Annotated in this window: 12 protein-coding genes; 5 read left to right on the forward strand and 7 right to left on the reverse strand. The window is 70.6% G+C overall.

What is annotated here, in order from left to right:
* Positions 1–486: 486 nt before the first annotated feature.
* The 6 genes from DS843_RS08130 to DS843_RS08155 all read right to left on the reverse strand — a co-directional run bounded on the left by DS843_RS08130 (position 487) and on the right by DS843_RS08155 (position 4,739).
* Positions 487–933: a VOC family protein gene (locus DS843_RS08130; protein ID WP_167525238.1), complete on the reverse strand. Its 447-nt coding sequence runs from the start codon at positions 931–933 to the stop codon at positions 487–489.
* An 11-nt stretch (positions 934–944) separates the two neighbouring features.
* Positions 945–2,030, reverse strand: a complete 1,086-nt coding sequence (locus DS843_RS08135; RefSeq protein WP_149468398.1) for a hypothetical protein — start codon at positions 2,028–2,030, stop codon at positions 945–947.
* Positions 2,031–2,237: 207 nt separating this feature from the next.
* Positions 2,238–2,471 carry a DUF1150 family protein gene (locus DS843_RS08140; RefSeq protein WP_149468399.1) on the reverse strand — a complete coding sequence of 78 codons (234 nt, stop codon included), beginning with the start codon at positions 2,469–2,471 and terminating at the stop codon, positions 2,238–2,240.
* A gap of 91 nt (positions 2,472–2,562) precedes the next feature.
* A complete protein-coding gene (locus DS843_RS08145) occupies positions 2,563–3,042 on the reverse strand; it encodes an Hsp20 family protein (protein WP_149468400.1) in 480 nt (159 codons plus the stop codon).
* Between the two features lie 201 nt (positions 3,043–3,243).
* Entirely contained in the window at positions 3,244–3,669 is a 426-nt protein-coding gene (locus DS843_RS08150; RefSeq protein WP_149468401.1) for a GtrA family protein, read from the reverse strand.
* The gene (locus DS843_RS08155; RefSeq protein WP_149468402.1) at positions 3,666–4,739 is read right to left on the reverse strand and encodes a glycosyltransferase family 2 protein; all 1,074 of its coding nucleotides are present in this window, start codon (positions 4,737–4,739) and stop codon (positions 3,666–3,668) included. Before DS843_RS08155 ends, DS843_RS08150 begins: the two co-directional genes overlap by 4 nt.
* A gap of 538 nt (positions 4,740–5,277) precedes the next feature.
* Between DS843_RS08155 and DS843_RS08160 the strand changes: the two genes are divergently transcribed.
* From DS843_RS08160 to DS843_RS08180, 5 genes are read left to right on the forward strand one after another with little or no spacing between them, the layout of a single operon-like run.
* Positions 5,278–7,896 (forward strand): hybrid sensor histidine kinase/response regulator, encoded by a 2,619-nt coding sequence (locus tag DS843_RS08160; RefSeq protein WP_167525239.1) that lies wholly within the window; start codon positions 5,278–5,280, stop codon positions 7,894–7,896.
* A 59-nt stretch (positions 7,897–7,955) separates the two neighbouring features.
* A complete protein-coding gene (locus DS843_RS08165; protein ID WP_149468404.1) occupies positions 7,956–11,777 on the forward strand; it encodes a response regulator in 3,822 nt (1,273 codons plus the stop codon).
* A gap of 38 nt (positions 11,778–11,815) precedes the next feature.
* Positions 11,816–12,736, forward strand: coding sequence for a diguanylate cyclase (locus tag DS843_RS08170; protein ID WP_149468405.1), 921 nt, complete (start codon positions 11,816–11,818; stop codon positions 12,734–12,736).
* 30 nt (positions 12,737–12,766) lie between these two features.
* On the forward strand, positions 12,767–13,999 hold the full coding sequence (locus DS843_RS08175; RefSeq protein WP_149468406.1) for a molybdopterin-binding protein: 1,233 nt from the start codon (positions 12,767–12,769) through the stop codon (positions 13,997–13,999).
* A gap of 27 nt (positions 14,000–14,026) precedes the next feature.
* Positions 14,027–16,012: a molybdopterin biosynthesis protein gene (locus DS843_RS08180; RefSeq protein ID WP_286191999.1), complete on the forward strand. Its 1,986-nt coding sequence runs from the start codon at positions 14,027–14,029 to the stop codon at positions 16,010–16,012.
* Here the strand turns inward: DS843_RS08180 and DS843_RS08185 are convergent.
* On the reverse strand, positions 15,990–16,907 hold the full coding sequence (locus DS843_RS08185) for a pirin family protein (protein ID WP_149468407.1): 918 nt from the start codon (positions 16,905–16,907) through the stop codon (positions 15,990–15,992). The two genes, DS843_RS08180 and DS843_RS08185, sit on opposite strands and share 23 nt — an antisense overlap.
* Between the last annotated feature and the right edge of the window lie 4 nt (positions 16,908–16,911).

Below are 16,911 nucleotides of genomic sequence, written 5' to 3' on the forward strand. Positions count from 1 at the left end.
CACGAGGATCGATACCGCGCGAAGGCCATCGATGTCGGGACGGTACGTCATGGGGACCGTGAGGCTTGAGTGGGGCGGGAACGCGGATCGGTTCCCCGGGTCCGGTTCTGCGGCGGGAAGCGAGCGGAAAGAGTTTGGAAATGCCCGGCTATGGAAGGCGAAGCGATGCGCCGGTCATTCGCGAGTCCAGTCCGAAGGAAAGGCTTCGCGTCATGGTCGTGAGGTCGCTGTGATTATCGCGCAAGGTGCCTTGATGTTTTCGGCGTCATTGATGGAAAAATGCCGTTGAATTCGATGGTATGGCACCGCGAAGGAGTCTTGAAGAGAATTCTGATGTTGAATACTTAGGTCGTCGACAGTTTGAGTGACGTAACAGGAATTCAAAGGCAATCGCCGACCGATGGGGATAGACGCCGCATCCATTATTGCGTGGAAAGCACGGTCTTCGGGCGAGCCGGTATGATGCGTTCGGCGGTGTCTTCGCCCTTACGGACCGAGCCGCTGCGCCAATTCCAGCAGAATGCCGTCCGGGTCGCGCAGATAGCACATCCGCTTGCCCGCCGGGAGGATGGCGCGCGGCACGTCCACCACCGCGCCCACCGGCACCGCCCCGGCCCGGATGGCCCGGTCGCGCACCGCCTGGATGTCGTCCACGGCGATGGCGAAGTGGCCGATGCCCACATCGTCCAGGCCGCCCGGTCCCGGGGCCGGTTCGGCGAAGCACAGCATCTCCACGCGCAGGCTGTGGTCGCCGTTGACCAGGATCGCGCAGTCGGCGACGGCGCCCGTCGTGCCGCGGATGGCGTCGAACCAGCCGCCCGACAGTTCCTCCCGCAGCAGGACCGTCAGGCCGAAGGCATCGCTGTAGAAGCGGACGGCGCGGTCCAGGTCGCGGACCCGGATGTTGACATGGTCGAAGCGGGCACCGGACACCGGGGGCCTCCTCACGCGCTGGCGGAGCGGGCGGACTGTTCCAGCGACTTGATGTGGGACAGGCCCGGCAGGATTTCCGACTTCACGAACTCCATGCGCCGGTTCGGGCCGCCGCCGCCACGGGCGAAGCGGGCCTTCCACAGGTCCATCTTCACCGCCAGCCCGCACAGCACGCCGCCGATGGTGACGTGGTGGGACGCGATCAGCTCGCGGATGGAATGGAAGGTCTCGGCGTTGATGTCGCGCCAGAAGTCCTTGGATCGGTTGTCGAAGCTCTCGAATCGTCCGGTGATGGAGGTGGAGATGTCCGTCAGGTCGCGGCTGATCTCATCCAGCATGCGGATCTGCCGGGCGTCGCGCTTGACCTCGGCGGAGCCGCGGATCTCGGCCATCCAGGACAGGAAGCGCTGGATCTCCGGCACGATGTCGTCCAGGCATTTCTTGAAATAGGCCAGCGACAGGAAGATGTCGCCGTATTCCTCCAGGAATTGCGGGATCTCGCCCAGCTCGATGTCCAGCCGGTCGGCCATCATGCGCAGGTTGCGCAGCGCCTCCTCCCGGTTGGGATTGGAGAACATGCCGATGATGTCCTTCACGTCCTGGACCTGCATGTCCTCGGACCCGTAGACATATTCGACCAACGGGCGCGTGAAGACGCGCATGTAGTTGGTCAGCTCCTCCTTCTTGCGGTCGGACAGGGTCAGCGACTCGACGCTGTTGACGTCGATGTTCAGCCGGCGCAGTTCGATGCGGGAGGTGTAGACGTCGAAGCTGGAGGCGGCGGCGATCTTCTCGATCTTCACCAGATCGCGCTCCACCTCCTCCTTGTAGGATTCGAAATAGGCGGTGAGGTGGCGCGGCGACACCTGCCCGCTGCCGGTCTGGACGTCGTGGAACATCTCCACGACCGTTTGCAGGCGCACGTTCTTGATGAGCCGGGCGTGCTGAAGGCCGGGGGTCTCCAGCGGGATGGCCGACAGCGGCATGATGTGCAGCGCGTCGCGGGCCTCGTCCTCCCACGCCTTGCGCCGGCCTCCGCCCTGGGGGCGGGGCGGCTTGTCGGTCACGGCCTCGTTCGTCTCAAACCCGTCGCTCAAAGCCTTCTCCCCGCAAGCCGGCCCTCGACCGCCCGCCGTCCCTTCGAGGTCCCCCATAAGGATAGCGGCTTGGGGAGGGCAGGCAAGAGCGGATGGGATGTTCCGGACCCATGTCATAGCACCGGCAGCCCACGAACGAAAAGGGCCGGTCCACGGCGGACCGGCCCTTTCACAACCCCAGATGGATTTTACCGTGGAGCGTGGGCGTCAGTGGACGCTCAGCGGCTCCATGTCGTTCTGGCGGACGGTGGCGAAGGCCACGTCCCGTTCCGGCAGGACGGTCAGCGGCGTGCCGTCGGCGGCGTGGACGGAGAAGGCCGGAGCGTCGTCGACCGTCACGGGCCGCACATAGGCCACATGGTCCAAGCCGAAGGCGGCGAAGTCCTGGGGCGACAGTTGGCGCAGATAGGTTGCGGCCTTGTCGATGTCGAAGCTGTTCATGATGCTGTCCTTTGGACGAATCGGTCGAGGAGACGGCGGGCGGTCGGCCTTCGTTTCGGTCAGGCGTCGTTCCGGTTAGCCATCGTTCCGGTTAACCATCGTTCCGGTCCGGGGCGACGTCGATGGTCTGCGGTCCGGCGGTGCCGCTGGCGGCCTGGGCGGGCTGCTCGATCTTGATGGTGCGGACCTTCGGTTCCGGCAGGGGCCGCTTCAGGTCGATGTTGAGAAGGCCGTTGTCGAGCGAGGCGCCGACCACCTCGATCCCCTCCGCCAGCACGAAGCTGCGCTGGAACTGGCGGGCGGCGATGCCGCGGTGCAGGTAGATGCGCGAGCGGTCGTCGGTCTGGCGGCCCCGGATGACGAGCTGGTTGTCCTCGATCTGCACCGACAGGTCTTCGGAGGTGAAACCGGCCACGGCCAGCGTGATTCGCAGGCCCTCGTCCCCGATCTGTTCGATGTTGTAGGGCGGATAGCCTTCCGCGGAATTCTTGGCGATACGGTCCAGCGTGCGCTCGAACTGGTCGAATCCCAGGAGCAGCGGACTGTTGAAGAGAGAAAGGCGAGTCGTCACGGCGCATCCTCCTCGAGACGCGAGCGAGTTGCACATTGGGCCCGTTTCCGGCGCCCGGCTGGCTGGCGGCCCGAAAGGGGAGGATCGGCGCCGCTCCGTCATAGATTGGGGTAGGCCGCCCGGCGGTCAAGGTTCGCCGTTGCGGCAAAGCGCCGTCATCCGCCGGAGGGGGCGCTCAGGCCGCCCGTTCAGGCCGCCCGCTCAGGCCATGGAATTGCCGGCGGGCGTGGCGAAGACGAAGCGCCGGCTGGACCAGTAGTTCCAGGCGAAGGTCACGGCGGTCGCCGCGATCTTGGCGGCCAGCGGGTGCAGGGCCGGCACCAGCAGCCCGACCACCAGGGTGGACAGCCCCAGCCCGACGAGGTTGAAGGCCAGGAACAGCGGCAGGCGGCGGGCCATGGGGGCCGCCTCCCGGCGCAGGCGGAAGGTCCAGCTCCGGTTCAGCAGGAAACTGCACAGCACCCCGGCGCCGTAACCCACGGCGTTGGCCGCCAGCACGGGCACCCCGGCCAGCGACACCAGCGCCAGGAACAGCGCGAAATCGACCCCGGTGTTCAGCAGGCCGACCGCGGCGAAGCGGATGGCCGTCCAGGGAACGCCTCGCGCCCGGCTTTCGGCACCCTTCAACTGTTGGCCTCGATGCGGGAGAAGGCGCCCGCCGCCGCCGCGATGCCGGTTCCCAGATGGACCTCGGCGGGGGCCGGCGCGGCTTGTCCCTTTCCGGTGACGATGACGGCGGGAGCGGCGTCCGGGTGGCGGGCGATGCTGTCCACCACGAACAGGGGCCGGTGCTTGGTCTCCATGTAGAGCCGCCCGAGATACTCGCCCAGCACCCCCAGGATCAGAAGCTGGGTGCTGCCCAGCACCAGCGAGACGACCATCACGCTGGTCCAGCCGGGAACCGTCGCGTGCTGCGCCCAGCTCACCAGCGCGTAGCCGAGCGCCAGAACCGCGCACAGCGCGAAGAAGAAGCCGATGTAGGAGGCGGCGCGCAGCGGCTTGATGGAGAAGCTGGTGATGGCGTCCACCGCGAAGCGGATCATCTTGCCCAGAGGGTACTTGGTCTCGCCGACGGCGCGGGCCTGCCGGTCGTAGGGCAGCGGCTCCTGCTTCAGCCCGATCCAGCTCACCATGCCGCGGATGAAGCGGTGCTGCTCCGGCATGGCGTTCAACACCTCCAGCGCGCGGCGGCTCATCAGCCGGAAATCGCCGGTGTCCTTGGGGATCTCGATGTCCACCAGACGGTCGAGCAGCCGGTAGAACAGCGCCGCGGTGCCCTTCTTGAACCAGGTCTCGCCGTCGCGGGCCATGCGGGTGCCGTAGACCACGTCGGCCCCGGCGTCCATGCGGGCCATCATGGTGCCCAGCAGCTCCGGCGGGTCCTGGAGGTCGGCATCGATGATCAGGATGCGCTCCCCCCGGCAGACGTGCAGGCCGGCGGTCAAGGCCAACTGGTGCCCATGGTTGCGCGACAGCCGCACCCCCGTCACCGCCGGGTCGCCGCGGACCAGATCGGCGATGCGGTTCCAGGTGCCGTCCCGCGATCCGTCGTCCACCAGGATCAGCTCATAGCCCTCCCCGACCTCGGCGCGGCAGGCCGCGGACACCCGGCGGTGCAATTCGCCGATCCCCTCGGCCTCGTTGTAGCAGGGAACCACCACGGACAACCGCGGGGTCCCGGCAACGGCGTGCTGCATGAACCTTCTCCCGTCACCGCCTCCCCCCTGTCCCGGAAAGATCCGCCGGGCGAACCCCTTCGGGCGAGAGCGCATTCCTCGGGCGACACCGGCGCGGTACCGCCGGCATCCCGCTTCCGCAACGGGATTGCAGGCCCTTTTGCACCGCCGGAATTCCGTACTAACCCGGTCATGCCCCCGTGGCGCCGGTCCGGCCGGGGGGATCGTCCCGGCCGCCTCGGTCCTACGGCATTTGCGACGATTGCGCGTGCGGACGGGGTGCCCCATGGGTCGTGGTGCGGCGCGGAACGCGCGGCCGTCCGGTTCCCCGCCCCCCGCCGCCCCGGCACCCCGGTCGGGGATGCCGGACGGGGTGCCCCGGCGGGGTTGCCCCGGGCGGGCGACCACCTTCGGTGCGGCATGGCGCTTGCGTAAGGAGGACCGAAGGGCGGAGCGAATCGGCACGGCATCCGCCCGTATGTCCGAAATGCGTTGCACGATGCGAATTCGCATCCTGCAACGCGGGCAGAATGCAAAGCGGGGCCGCCGGGGGGTTGTGATGAGCATGGTCACCAGTGAACTGCTGCTCGGGCTGGCGCAGAACATCGGCCTGTTCGCGGTCGTGGCCATCGTCTTCCTGCAGATCCGCGCCCGTCCCGGAAAAATCCCGGACCTGATGGCGAATGGTCTGCTGGGCCTGCTTTTCGGCGGGGTGGCGGTTCTGGGCATGGCCGACCCGGTGCATGTGGCGCCGGGCCTGCTCATCGACGCGCGCAACGTGATGATGGGGCTGGCCGGTCCGTTCGGCGGCCCTCTGGCCGGGGTGACGGCGGCGCTGCTGGCCGGCGCCTTCCGGTTCTGGCTGGGCGGGCCGGGCGCGCTGGCGGGGGTGGTGTCGCTGGGCGGGGCGGCGCTGATCGGCGTGCTGGTGGGCGCGGCGGCGCGGCGGCAGGGGCGCTTCGGGAACCGTCATCTGGTCGCGCTGGCCTTGCTGGTGACGGTGATGCCGCCCTTCAGCTTCCTCCTGCTGCCGCCCGATCTGGCGCTCCGCCTGGTGGACGAGGCGCTGGTGCCGCTGTGCATCGGGAACTTCGTCGGCACGCTGGCGCTGGGCACCTTCCTGCGCAAGGAACAGCAGCGCCAGGAACTCCACCGCGCCCTGACCGAAAGCCAGCGCCGTTTTGCCGCGACGGTGGTGAACATACCGGGCGGCGTCTACCAGCGGGTGCTGACGGCGGCGGGCCGGCTGCGCTTTCCCTATTGCAGCCCCGGCTTCTTCCTGGTCATGGGCCTTCCGGCGACGGAGCGGGTGACGGCGGAAGCGCTGAACCGCATCCTTCATCCCGAGGACCGTCCGCGCATGATCGCCTCGATCCACGCGTCCGCCGAGACGCTGGAGCCCTGGATGCTGGAATTCCGGATCGTCCGTCCGGATGGCGAGATCCGGTGGATCAGCGCCTCCAGCCGGGCGGCCCGGCGCGACAACGGAGACATCGTGTGGGACGGCATCGTCACCGACGTCACCGAGGCCAAGCGCAACGAGCGGGCGTTGATCCAGGCCCGCCTGGAGGCGGAGGAGGCCAGCCGCGCCAAGGCCGAATTCCTGGCGACCATGAGCCACGAGATGCGCACCCCGCTGAACGGCATCCTGGGCTTCACCCGCCTGCTGCTGGACGAGGACCTGACGCCGCAACAGCGCCGCCACGCCCGGATGGTGAGCGACGCCGGGCGGTCGCTGCTGACGGTGATCAACGATGTCCTGGACTTCTCCCGCATCGAGGCGGGACGGCTGGCGCTGAGCGACGTCCCCTTCGCCGTGCGCGATCTGATCGCCAACTGCGAGGCGGTGCTGCGGCTGGAGGCCGAGGCGAAGGGGCTGGAACTGCACGCCGCCGTGGCCCCGGACGTGCCGGACTGGCTGCGCGGCGATCCCGACCGGCTGCGGCAGGTGGTGCTGAACCTGCTGGCCAACGCCGTCAAGTTCACCGAGCACGGCAGCGTCGGCCTGACCATCGTGAAGACCGCCGACACCCCCGCCGGGCCGCATCTGACGATCAGCGTCGCCGACACCGGGATCGGCATCCCGCCGGACCGGCAGGACCGGCTTTTCCAGCGTTTCAGCCAGATCGACCGGTCGCGCGGGGGCGCCGGGCTGGGGCTCGCCATCAGCCGGCGGCTGGTGGAGATGATGGGCGGGACGGTCGGGGTGCAAAGCCAGGCCGGGGTCGGCTCCACCTTCTGGCTGTCGCTGGTGCTTCCCGAATCCGCCCCGCCCGCCGGGCATGGCACCCCTTGCGCGGCGGAACTGCTGGTGCGCCGCCGCTCCGCGCGCATCCTGCTGGCCGAGGATCTGGCGATGAACCGGGAGCTGACCGTCGCCATGCTGGTGGGCGCCGGCCATCGCGTGGACACCGTCGGCGACGGGCGGCAGGCGGTCGAGGCGGTGCGGCGCGGCTCCTACGACCTCGTCCTGATGGACGTGCACATGCCGGAGATGGACGGCCATGCCGCCACGCGGGCGATTCGCGCCCTGCCGCCGCCCGTGGGAACCATCCCGATCCTGGCGATGAGCGCCGGCGCGCTGCCGGAGGAGGTCCGGCGCTGCCGCGAGGCCGGCATGAACGGCCACCTCGCCAAGCCGGTGGACCGGGCCGTCCTGTTGGACGCCATCGACGAGGCGATGCCGGGTGCCCCCGCGGAAGCGGTCGCTGCGACCGTCGTGCCGGCCATTCCGGCGCCCATTCCGGCGGCCAATCTTGCGGCCAATCTTGCGGCGGAGCCGATTCCGCTGCGCCAGCCGCTCGACCGCGCCATGCTGCGCCGCGTCCTGGACGAGCGGGGGGAGGACGCCTTCGCCCGCCTGGCCGCCGCGTTTCTCGACCATCTGCCCCGCCGCATCGACCGGCTGCGCGCCGCCGGCGATCCCGACCGCATGCTGGCGGAAGCGCGGGCGCTGATCGCGCCGTCGGCCAATCTGGGGCTGGTCCGCCTGGCCTCCGCTTGCCGCGCCCTTTGCGCCTCCCTCCGCGCGGGCCGCAGCCACGAAGCGGACGGGCTCCTCCGCAGCGTGGCGGATGCCGCGAAGGAGGGGGCGGAGGCCCTGCGCGGCGCACTTCCCGCCGATCCGGCGGCACCCCGCTTCAAGTCACTTGCGGAGGATATCCCCCGGACGTCATAATTCCCGTGTGCGGCAACTTCTTCTCCTCCGGCGTGTGCCGGATCTGGCGGACACCGGTGATGGACGACGCTATCCTGACGGCGGAAGGAACCGCCGTGGTCACCCGCACGCGGCTGCGGACCCTGCTGACGACCATCGTCGGGGTGATCGCCCTGTTCGGCGTCGGCCTGTGGGGAGCGGCCACCTGGGCCGACCGCGACGAAGCGGTGGGCCACGCCCGCGACCGGACGCTGAGCGCGGCCCGCCTGCTGCACGAGCATGTGCGCCGGACCGTCGCCACCGGCGACCTCGTGCTTCAGCGGGTGGACGACCGCCTGCGCCCGCGGGACGTGAACGCGGAGGCGGTCGGGCGCGACCTGCCGCTGTGGCAGGAACTGCGCGCCATGTCCGATTCCATGCCTGAGATCAGCGCGATCTGGATTCACGACGCCGCCGGAAACGGGCTGCTGACCACGCGCCAGTTCCCGGTGCCGCCCACCAACAACGCGGACCGTCCCTTTTTCCAGGCCCATCGGAACGGCGAGGCGTTCCACATCGGCGAGATGATCCGGGGCCGGCTATCCGGAAAGCCGACCTTCACCATCAGCCGCCGGATCGGGACGGTGGAGAATTTCCAGGGCGTCGCCCACATCGCCCTGGACCTGGACTATTTCCGCTCCTTCTTCGAGGGGCTGAACATCGGCCGCCGCGGCGCCGTCGCCCTGTACCGCGAGGATGGGACGCTGCTGTTCAGCCTGTCCGGCCAGGACCCCGGCGCGTCCCTGTCCGCGGCGCCGCCCGGCGTGCCGCTGTCCACCCGCGCGACGGACGAGGCGCCGCGGAGCACCGGCGGCACGATCCTCAGCCAGTCCCCCGCGGACGGGTCGGAACGGATCGTCGCCAACCTGCGGGTGCAGGATCTGCCGCTGATCGTGCAGGTCGGCATGTCCAAGGACGAGGCGTTGGGGCCGTGGCGCGAACGCACCGTCCACGGCGGCCTTCTGGTTCTTCTGGCGGTGGCCGCCTGCGCCGCGCTGGCTATGGCGGCGGTGCGCAGCCTGTCGCGGGAGGAGGTGGGGCGCCGCCGGCTGGCCGAGACGAACGCCGACCTGGACGCCACCGCCCGCCGGCTGGAACAGGCCAACCGCGCCTTCGCCGGGGCCAACCGGCGGCTGAACCTGATTCTGCAATCCGCCTCGGAAGGCATCTGCGGCGTGGACCGGGACGAGCGGATCACCTTCGCCAACCCCGCCGCCTGCGCGCTGACCGGTTACGCCAACGAGGAGATGCTGGGCCGCAGCCTGCACGTGCTGCTGCACCACACCCGCGCCGACGGCACGCCGTCGCCGACCATCGATTGCCCGGTCTTCGAGGTGCTGCGCACCGGCGAGGCGCGGGGCGGGTCGGAGGATATCTACTGGCGCAAGGACGGCTCCTGCTTCCCCGTGGAGTTCGCCGCGTCGCCCATGCTGGAGGATGGGCGGGTGGAGGGCGCCGTCGTCGTCTTCCACGAGATCGCCGAGCGCAAGCGGGCCGAGGAGACGCTGCGCCAGGCCAAGTCCGTCGCCGAGGCCGCCAACCGCGCCAAGAGCGAATTCCTGGCGAACATGAGCCACGAGATCCGCACGCCGATGAACGCCATCCTGGGTCTGGTCCATCTGCTCCAGCAGACCGACCTGTCGACGCGCCAGCGCGACTACGCCCAGAAGATCCGCGTGTCGGCGCAGTCGCTGCTGGGCATCCTGAACGACATCCTGGACTTCTCCAAGGTGGAGGCGGGCAAGCTGGAGCTGGAGCGGGTGGAGTTCCGCCTGGACGACCTGCTTCAGAACCTTGCGGTGATCGTCGGCGCCGCGGCGCAGGACAAGGACATCGAGGTGCTGTTCTCGGTCGGGGCGGAGGTTCCGCTCGACCTCGTCGGCGATCCGCTGCGTCTTCAGCAGGTGCTCATCAACCTCGCCGGCAATGCCATCAAGTTCACCGATTCGGGCGAGGTGGTGGTGTCCGTCCGCGCCGTGGAGGTGACGGAGGAGCGGGCGGTCCTGACCTTCTCGATCCGCGACACCGGAATCGGCATCGACGCCGAGCAGAAGGAGCGGCTGTTCCAGGCCTTCAGCCAGGCCGACAGCTCCACCACCCGCCGCTACGGCGGCACCGGCCTGGGGCTGGCCATCTGCACCCGGCTGGTCGCCCTGATGGGCGGCGCCATGGATGTGACGAGCGAGCCTGGGCGGGGCAGCGAATTTCACTTCACCGCCGCCTTCGGGAACGCCGCCGGAAACGCCGCCGGAAACGTCGCCTCGGGGCCGGCGGGCCGGGTGGGGGAGCGCCCGCCGCGATCCGGCGCCGTGCCGCGTGGCCTGTCCGTGCTGGTGGTGGACGACAACGGCACCGCGCGCGAGGTGCTGGGCGAGCTGGTCGCCTCCTTCGGCTGGCGGGCCTCGCTGTGCGCCTCCGGTGCCGAGGCGATCGCCGAGCTGGAGCGCGCGACCGCCGCCGGGAAGCCCTACGACATCGTGCTGATGGACTGGAAGATGCCGGGCATGGACGGCCTGGAGACCTCCCGCCGCATCCGCGAGGACGGGCTGGTGAAGGCGCCCGTCATCATCGTGGTCTCCGCCTTCGGGCGCGAGCGGATGAACGCCGCGTCCGAGGAGCCGGGGGCGGGCGATCTGGGGCTTGGGCGCGCGCTGGTGAAGCCGGTGACCGCCTCCTCCCTGCTGGACGCCGTGGTCGACGCCTTCGGGCGCGGGGAGGGGGACGCGCCGGGGACCCTCCGTCTGCATCCCTGCGCGCCGGTCCCCGCCGGCCTTCTCCGCCCGCCGCATCTGCGCCCCCTGTTCGGGCAGCGCCTGCTGCTGGTGGAGGACAACGGCATCAGCCAGGAGGTCGCCCGGGAGATCCTGGAGCGCGCCGGCGCCCGCGTGACGCTGGCCGGCAACGGGCGCGAGGCCGTCGCGCGGGTGGAGGAGGCGGACCCGCCCTTCGATCTGGTCCTGATGGACGTGCAGATGCCGGAGATGGACGGGTTCGAGGCGACGCGCCAGCTCCGCGCCCGGCCCGCCGGGCAGGGGCTGCCGATCATCGCCATGACCGCCAGCGCCCTGCCGTCCGACCGGCAGCGCTGCCTGGACGGCGGCATGGACGACCACATCGCCAAACCCATCGACGTGGAGCAGCTCTTCTCCGTGGTGTCGCGCTGGCTCGGCCAGCCGGCGATGGGCGGCGGCCTGCCGGCCGGCGCGCCGGCTCTGCCCAAGGCCGTGCCGTCCGCCGCCCGCGCGGCGCTTCCCGCCGACCTGCCGGGCATCGACCTGAAGGACGCGCTGAACCGGCTGGACGGCGACGTGGGGCTGTTCCGCAAGTTCGTCATCGACTTCGCCCGGACCTACGACGGCGCGGCGGACGGAATCGCCGCCGCCCTGGCCGCCGGGGACCTGCCGCGGGCCAAGGCGCTGGGGCACGAGCTGAAGAGTCTGGCGGGCAACATCGGCGCCCGGACGCTGTCCGCCGCGGCGGACGCCGTCCAGGTCGCCGCCTTCCGCGGGGATGCGGCGGCGGCGGCGGAGCCGTTGCCGGTTCTCCGCGCCGAGTTGGAGGCCGTGCTGGAGTCCGCCGCCCGGCTGGCCGTGACGCCAGGGGGCACCCTGGGCCGCAGCGGGCCGGCGGTGGACATCCGGACGCTGGAGCCCATGCTGGAGCGCTTCGCCCTGCTGCTGCGCGACAGCAATTTCGCCGCGGCGGAGGAGTTCGCCGTGCTGGCGCCGCCGCTGGCCGACTGGATCGACCCGGCGGCCATGAAGGCGCTCTCGTCCGCCGTCGATGGTCTCGACTTCACCAAGGCCCAGGGAATACTGCGGAGGATCACGCAGGATCTCGGCCTGTCCGTTCCGGCCGACTGACCCGCCCCGACGAGGAACCGACTTCTAGGAAAACGACCATGACCGACGCGCGCTCCAAGATCCTGGTGGTCGATGACATCCCGTCCAACGTGCATGTGCTGAGCCGCATCCTGAAGGACGACCACGACATCTATTTCGCCACGGACGGGGCGAAGGCGCTGGAGCTCGTGCAGGCGCGCCTGCCCGATCTCGTCCTGCTGGACATCATGATGCCGGGTATGGACGGGTACGAGGTCTGTTCCCGCATCAAGGCCGATCCGATCACCCGCGACATCCCGGTCATCTTCATCTCGGCCAAGAGCGAGGTGGAGGACGAGACCTATGGGCTGGAGGTCGGCGCCATCGACTTCATCTCCAAGCCGATCAGCCCACCCATCGTGAAGGCGCGCGTCCGCAACCATCTGTTGCTGAAACGGCAGACCGACCTGCTGCGCACCCTGTCCTTCATCGACGGCCTGACCAGCATCGCCAACCGCCGCCGGTTCGACGAGGTGCTGTCGCGCGAATGGCGGCGCTGTGCGCGGGTGCAGCTTCCGCTGTCGCTCATCATGCTCGATGTGGACCAGTTCAAGCCCTACAACGACCATTACGGGCATCAGGCGGGCGACGAATGCCTGCGCGTGATGGGCGGGCTGCTGGCCGAGCAGGTGATGAGGCCGGCCGATCTGGTCGCCCGCTACGGCGGGGAGGAGTTCGTCTGCCTGCTTCCGGAAACCGACGAGGATGGAGCGTTCCAGGTGGCCGAGCGCCTGCGGGTCACGGTGGCCGAGCGGCGCCTGCCCCACGCGGTGTCCTCGATCTCCGACCATGTGACCATCAGCCTGGGCGCGGCCACCGCCCGCCCGAGGGGAGAGGACACGCCGGACCGGCTGACCCAGCTTGCCGACCGCCTTCTCTACGAGGCCAAGCGCGCGGGCCGCAACCGAGTGTGCGGCGGCGTCGTGGAGGTTGGGGTATAAGGGCTGACCTGAGGCATCACGGGTGCAGCCATGACCGCGGCCAGAGCCGGAAACGACAGCGGAACCCCGGAAAGCGGAACCAACGACGTGCGCGGGCGCGGCTTCACCAGCCGGGCCGCGCTGTCCGCCGTGGAAGAATGGGTCGACGCCTCCGTCGTCCCTCTGCCGCCGCGCGTCGTGGCTTTGGCCGCCGCCGCGTCCGCCTTGGGCGAGGGTGTGGTTCTCGCCGAGCCGGTGACCGCGCCGGGCGACTGGCCGACCGCCGACCGCGCCGCCCGCGACGGGGTCGCGGTGGCGTCCAGCGACACGTTGGGCGCCGGCTCCTACAATCCCGTTCCGCTGCCCGGGGCCGTGACGGTCGCGGCGGGAGAGCCGATGCCGCCGGGGACCGACGCGGTCCTGCCAGTGGAAGCCCTTCAGGTCGATGGTCCCTTCGTCGAGGCGTTGGGCAGCGCCGCTCCGGGCGACGGGGTGGAGCGGCGGGGCGAGGGGGTGCGCGCCGGAACCGTGCTGTTGACGGCCGGGCACCGGCTGCGACCGCAGGACATCGGGCTGCTCGCCGCCCTGGGCATTGGGACGCTGCGCATCGGCGCCCGCCCGCGGGTACGGATCGTGCTGGCCGGTGGTCCTCGTTCCGGACCCGAAACGCTGGGCGCGATGCTGTCGGCGCTGGTGGCGCGCGACGGTGGGGTGGTGGAGTTGGTGGGGCCGCTGCCCGCCGACCGCGCCGCTCTGGCCGCCGCCTATGCGGCCCACGGCGCCGACCTGCTGATCTCCGCCGGGCGCACCGGGGTGGGGGAGGACGACGTGGCCCCGCTGGCCCTGGCCGACGCGGGCGAACTGGCCTTGCACGGCGTGGCTCTGCGCCCCGGCGATTCGGCGGCGCTGGGGCGTGCCGGCGCCGTCTCCTCCGTTCTGGTGCCCGCCGTTCTGCTGCCGGGCGAGCCGATGGCCTGCCTGACGGCTTACGAGCTGCTCGCCGGTCGCGCCGTGCGTCGTCTGGCCGGGCGTGGTTCCGCCCTGCCGCACCCGGCGGTGGCGGCGGTGACGGCTCGCAAGCTGGTGTCGGAGATCGGCTGCACCGAACTCCACCGCCTGCGCTGGACAGCGGAGGGCATGGTGGAGCCGGTCGCCTCTCCCCACCGGCCCGGTCTGGCCGGTGCGGTGCGGGCGGACGGCTTCGTCGTGATCCCGGCGGAAAGTGAGGGCGTTCCCGCGGGGGCGACCGTGACCCTGCGCTGTTTTGACGGTACAAGTCTCTGAACGGCATCGAGCGAGGGGAGTAAGGGCGTGTCCAACCAGGACATCCGGCAAATCGACATCCGGCGTTTTGTCGCCCAGGCGGCCCGGCAGGAGCAGTTTCTGGAGGTGGTGGGCCGCGACGAGGCCGAGGCGCGGTTCCGCCGCCATCTCGACCTGACGCCCAAGGGTGAAGAGACGGTGCCGCTGACGGCGGCGCTGGGCCGCGTTCTGGCCGCCGACGTGGTGGCGGCGGTGGATGTTCCCGGTTTCGACCGCTCGTCCGTGGACGGCTTCGCGGTGCGCGCCGCCGACACCCAGGGCGCGGGAGAGGACACGCCGGTGATGCTGCGCCTGAACGAGGAGGTGCTGTCCGCCGGGCGCGTTCCGGCGCTGACCGTCGCCCCCGGCACCGCCACGGTGATCGCCACCGGCGGGATGCTGCCGCGCGGCGCCGACGCCGTGGTGATGGTGGAGCACACCGAGTCGCGCGAAGAGGACGGCGTTCTTCTGGTGGAGGTCCGCAAGCCGCTGGTGCCCGGCGCCTTCGTGGCCGCCGCCGGGTCCGACATCGGGCGCGGCGAGACGGTGATGCGCCGCGGGCAGGTGCTGACCTCCCGCGAAATCGGCGTGCTGGCGGCCATCGGACGGGCGGAGGTATCGGTGGTCCGCCGTCCCCGCGTGGCGATCCTGTCCACCGGCGACGAGATCGTCGCCCCCGGCGAACCGATCCGCCCCGGCGCCGTCTATGACTCGAACGCCGCCATCCTCGCCGCCGCGGTGGAGGAACTGGGCGGGGAGCCTGTCCGGCTGGGCATCGCGCGCGACGACGAGGCCGAACTGGCCCCGCTGGTGGAGCAGGGCTTGGCCTGCGACGCGCTGCTGCTGTCGGGCGGCACGTCGAAGGGGGCGGGCGACCTGTCCTACCGCATCGTCAGCCGCCTGACCGATCCGGGCATCGTTGCGCACGGCGTGGCGCTGAAGCCCGGCAAGCCTCTGTGCCTCGCCGTAACGAAGGGCAAGCCGGTGGTGATCCTGCCCGGCTTCCCGACCTCCGCCATGTTCACCTTCCACGAGTTCGTGGCCCCGGTGCTGCGGGCGCTGGCCGGTCTGCCCCCTGCGGCGAAGGAGAGCGTGGACGCAACGGTGCCGATGCGGCTGGGGTCGGAACGGGGCCGGACCGAATATGTGATGGTTTCCCTGGTGCGCGGGGGCGACGGGGCGCTGGCCGCCTATCCGCTGTCCAAGGGCTCCGGTTCGGTGACCGCCTTCAGCGCCGCGGATGGTTTCATCGCCATCGACCCGCAGGCGGAGGCGGTGGAGGCCGGGACCCCGGTGTCGGTCCAGCGCATCGGGCGCGACACCCGTCCGGCCGACCTGATCGTGATCGGCAGCCATTGCGTCGGGCTGGACGCCATCCTCGGGCAACTGGTCGGGGAGGGGCTGACGGTCAAGGCGCTGAACGTCGGCTCGATGGGCGGCCTCGCCGCCGCCCGGCGCGGCGAATGCGACGTGGCGGCCATCCACCTGATGGACCCGAAGAGTGGGGAGTACAACCGCCCCTTCCTGACCCCGGCGCTGGGCCTCGTGACCGGCTACCGCCGCCTTCAGGGCATCGTCTTCCGCAAGGGCGACGGTCGTTTCGAAGGCAAAACGGCGGAGGAGGCCGGGGTTGCGGCGGCTCAGGCCCCCGATTGCATCCTGGTCAACCGCAACGCCGGCAGCGGCACGCGCATCCTGACCGACCGGCTGCTGGGAGCGGCGCGCCCCACCGGCTACTGGTCGCAGGCCAAGTCGCACAACGCGGTAGCGGTGGCGGTGGCGCAGGGCCGTGCCGACTGGGGCGTCGCCATCGAAAGCGTCGCCACGCTCTACGGGCTGGGCTTCCTACCCTTGCAGGCGGAGCATTACGACTTCGTGATCCCCAACGACCGCCGGGAGCGGCCCGCGGTCCGGCGCTTCCTGGCGGCGCTGGCCGATCCGGCGGTGCGGGAGAGGCTGACGGCGCTGGGCTTCACCGTTCCGGAAGAGGAATGAACTCCGTCTCGCCGGGAACGGCGTCGAACCGGCCGGCCTTCCATTCGGCCTTGGCTTGTTCGATGCGGTCCTGGCGGCTGGACACGAAGTTCCACCAGATGTGGCGCGGGCCGTCCATCACCGCGCCGCCCAGCAGGATCAGGCGCGCGGCGGTTTCGGCCTCCACGGTGATGGCGTCGCCGGGGCGCAGCACCAGAAGCCGTCCGGAGTCGAACCGGTCGCCCTGGATGGTGACGGTTCCGTCGGCGATGTAGAGCGCCCGCTCCTCCGTCTCCCGGTCGATGGGCAGGCGGGCGCCGGCGTCCAGCGAAACATCGACGTACAGCGTGTCCCACAGGGTGTTCATGGGCGAACGTACGCCGTACGCCTCACCCGCCACGACGCGCAGCCGCTTGCCCTCGCCCTCCACCACCGGCAGCTCGTCGGCGCCCAGATGGACGAAGGCGGGGTCGGTTTCCTCATGCGTCTTGGGCAGGGCGACCCAGGACTGGATGCCCGACAGCAGCCGGTCGCGCCCGCGCTCGTCGGTGGCGGAGCGCTCGGAATGGGCGATGCCGCGCCCGGCGGTCATCCAGTTCACCGCGCCCGGGCGGATCGGCAGGACGGTGCCCAGGCTGTCCCGGTGCAGGATCTCGCCGTCGAACAGGTAGGTGACGGTGGCCAGCCCGATGTGCGGGTGGGGGCGCACGTCGATGCCCGAGCCGGCCTTGAGGATCGCCGGCCCCATCTGGTCGAGGAACACGAACGGCCCGACCATCCGCTTGCGGACGGAAGGCAGGGCGCGCCGCACCTCGAACCCGCCGATGTCGCTCGTTCGCGGAACGACCACCGTTTCCAGCCAGCCGTCCGGAGACTCGGTTGCCGGAGACTCGGTCGATGGTGGGGCCGTCGTCATGCCG

This window comes from Roseomonas genomospecies 6 (genome assembly GCF_008365375.1).
Taxonomy (GTDB): domain Bacteria; phylum Pseudomonadota; class Alphaproteobacteria; order Azospirillales; family Azospirillaceae; genus Azospirillum.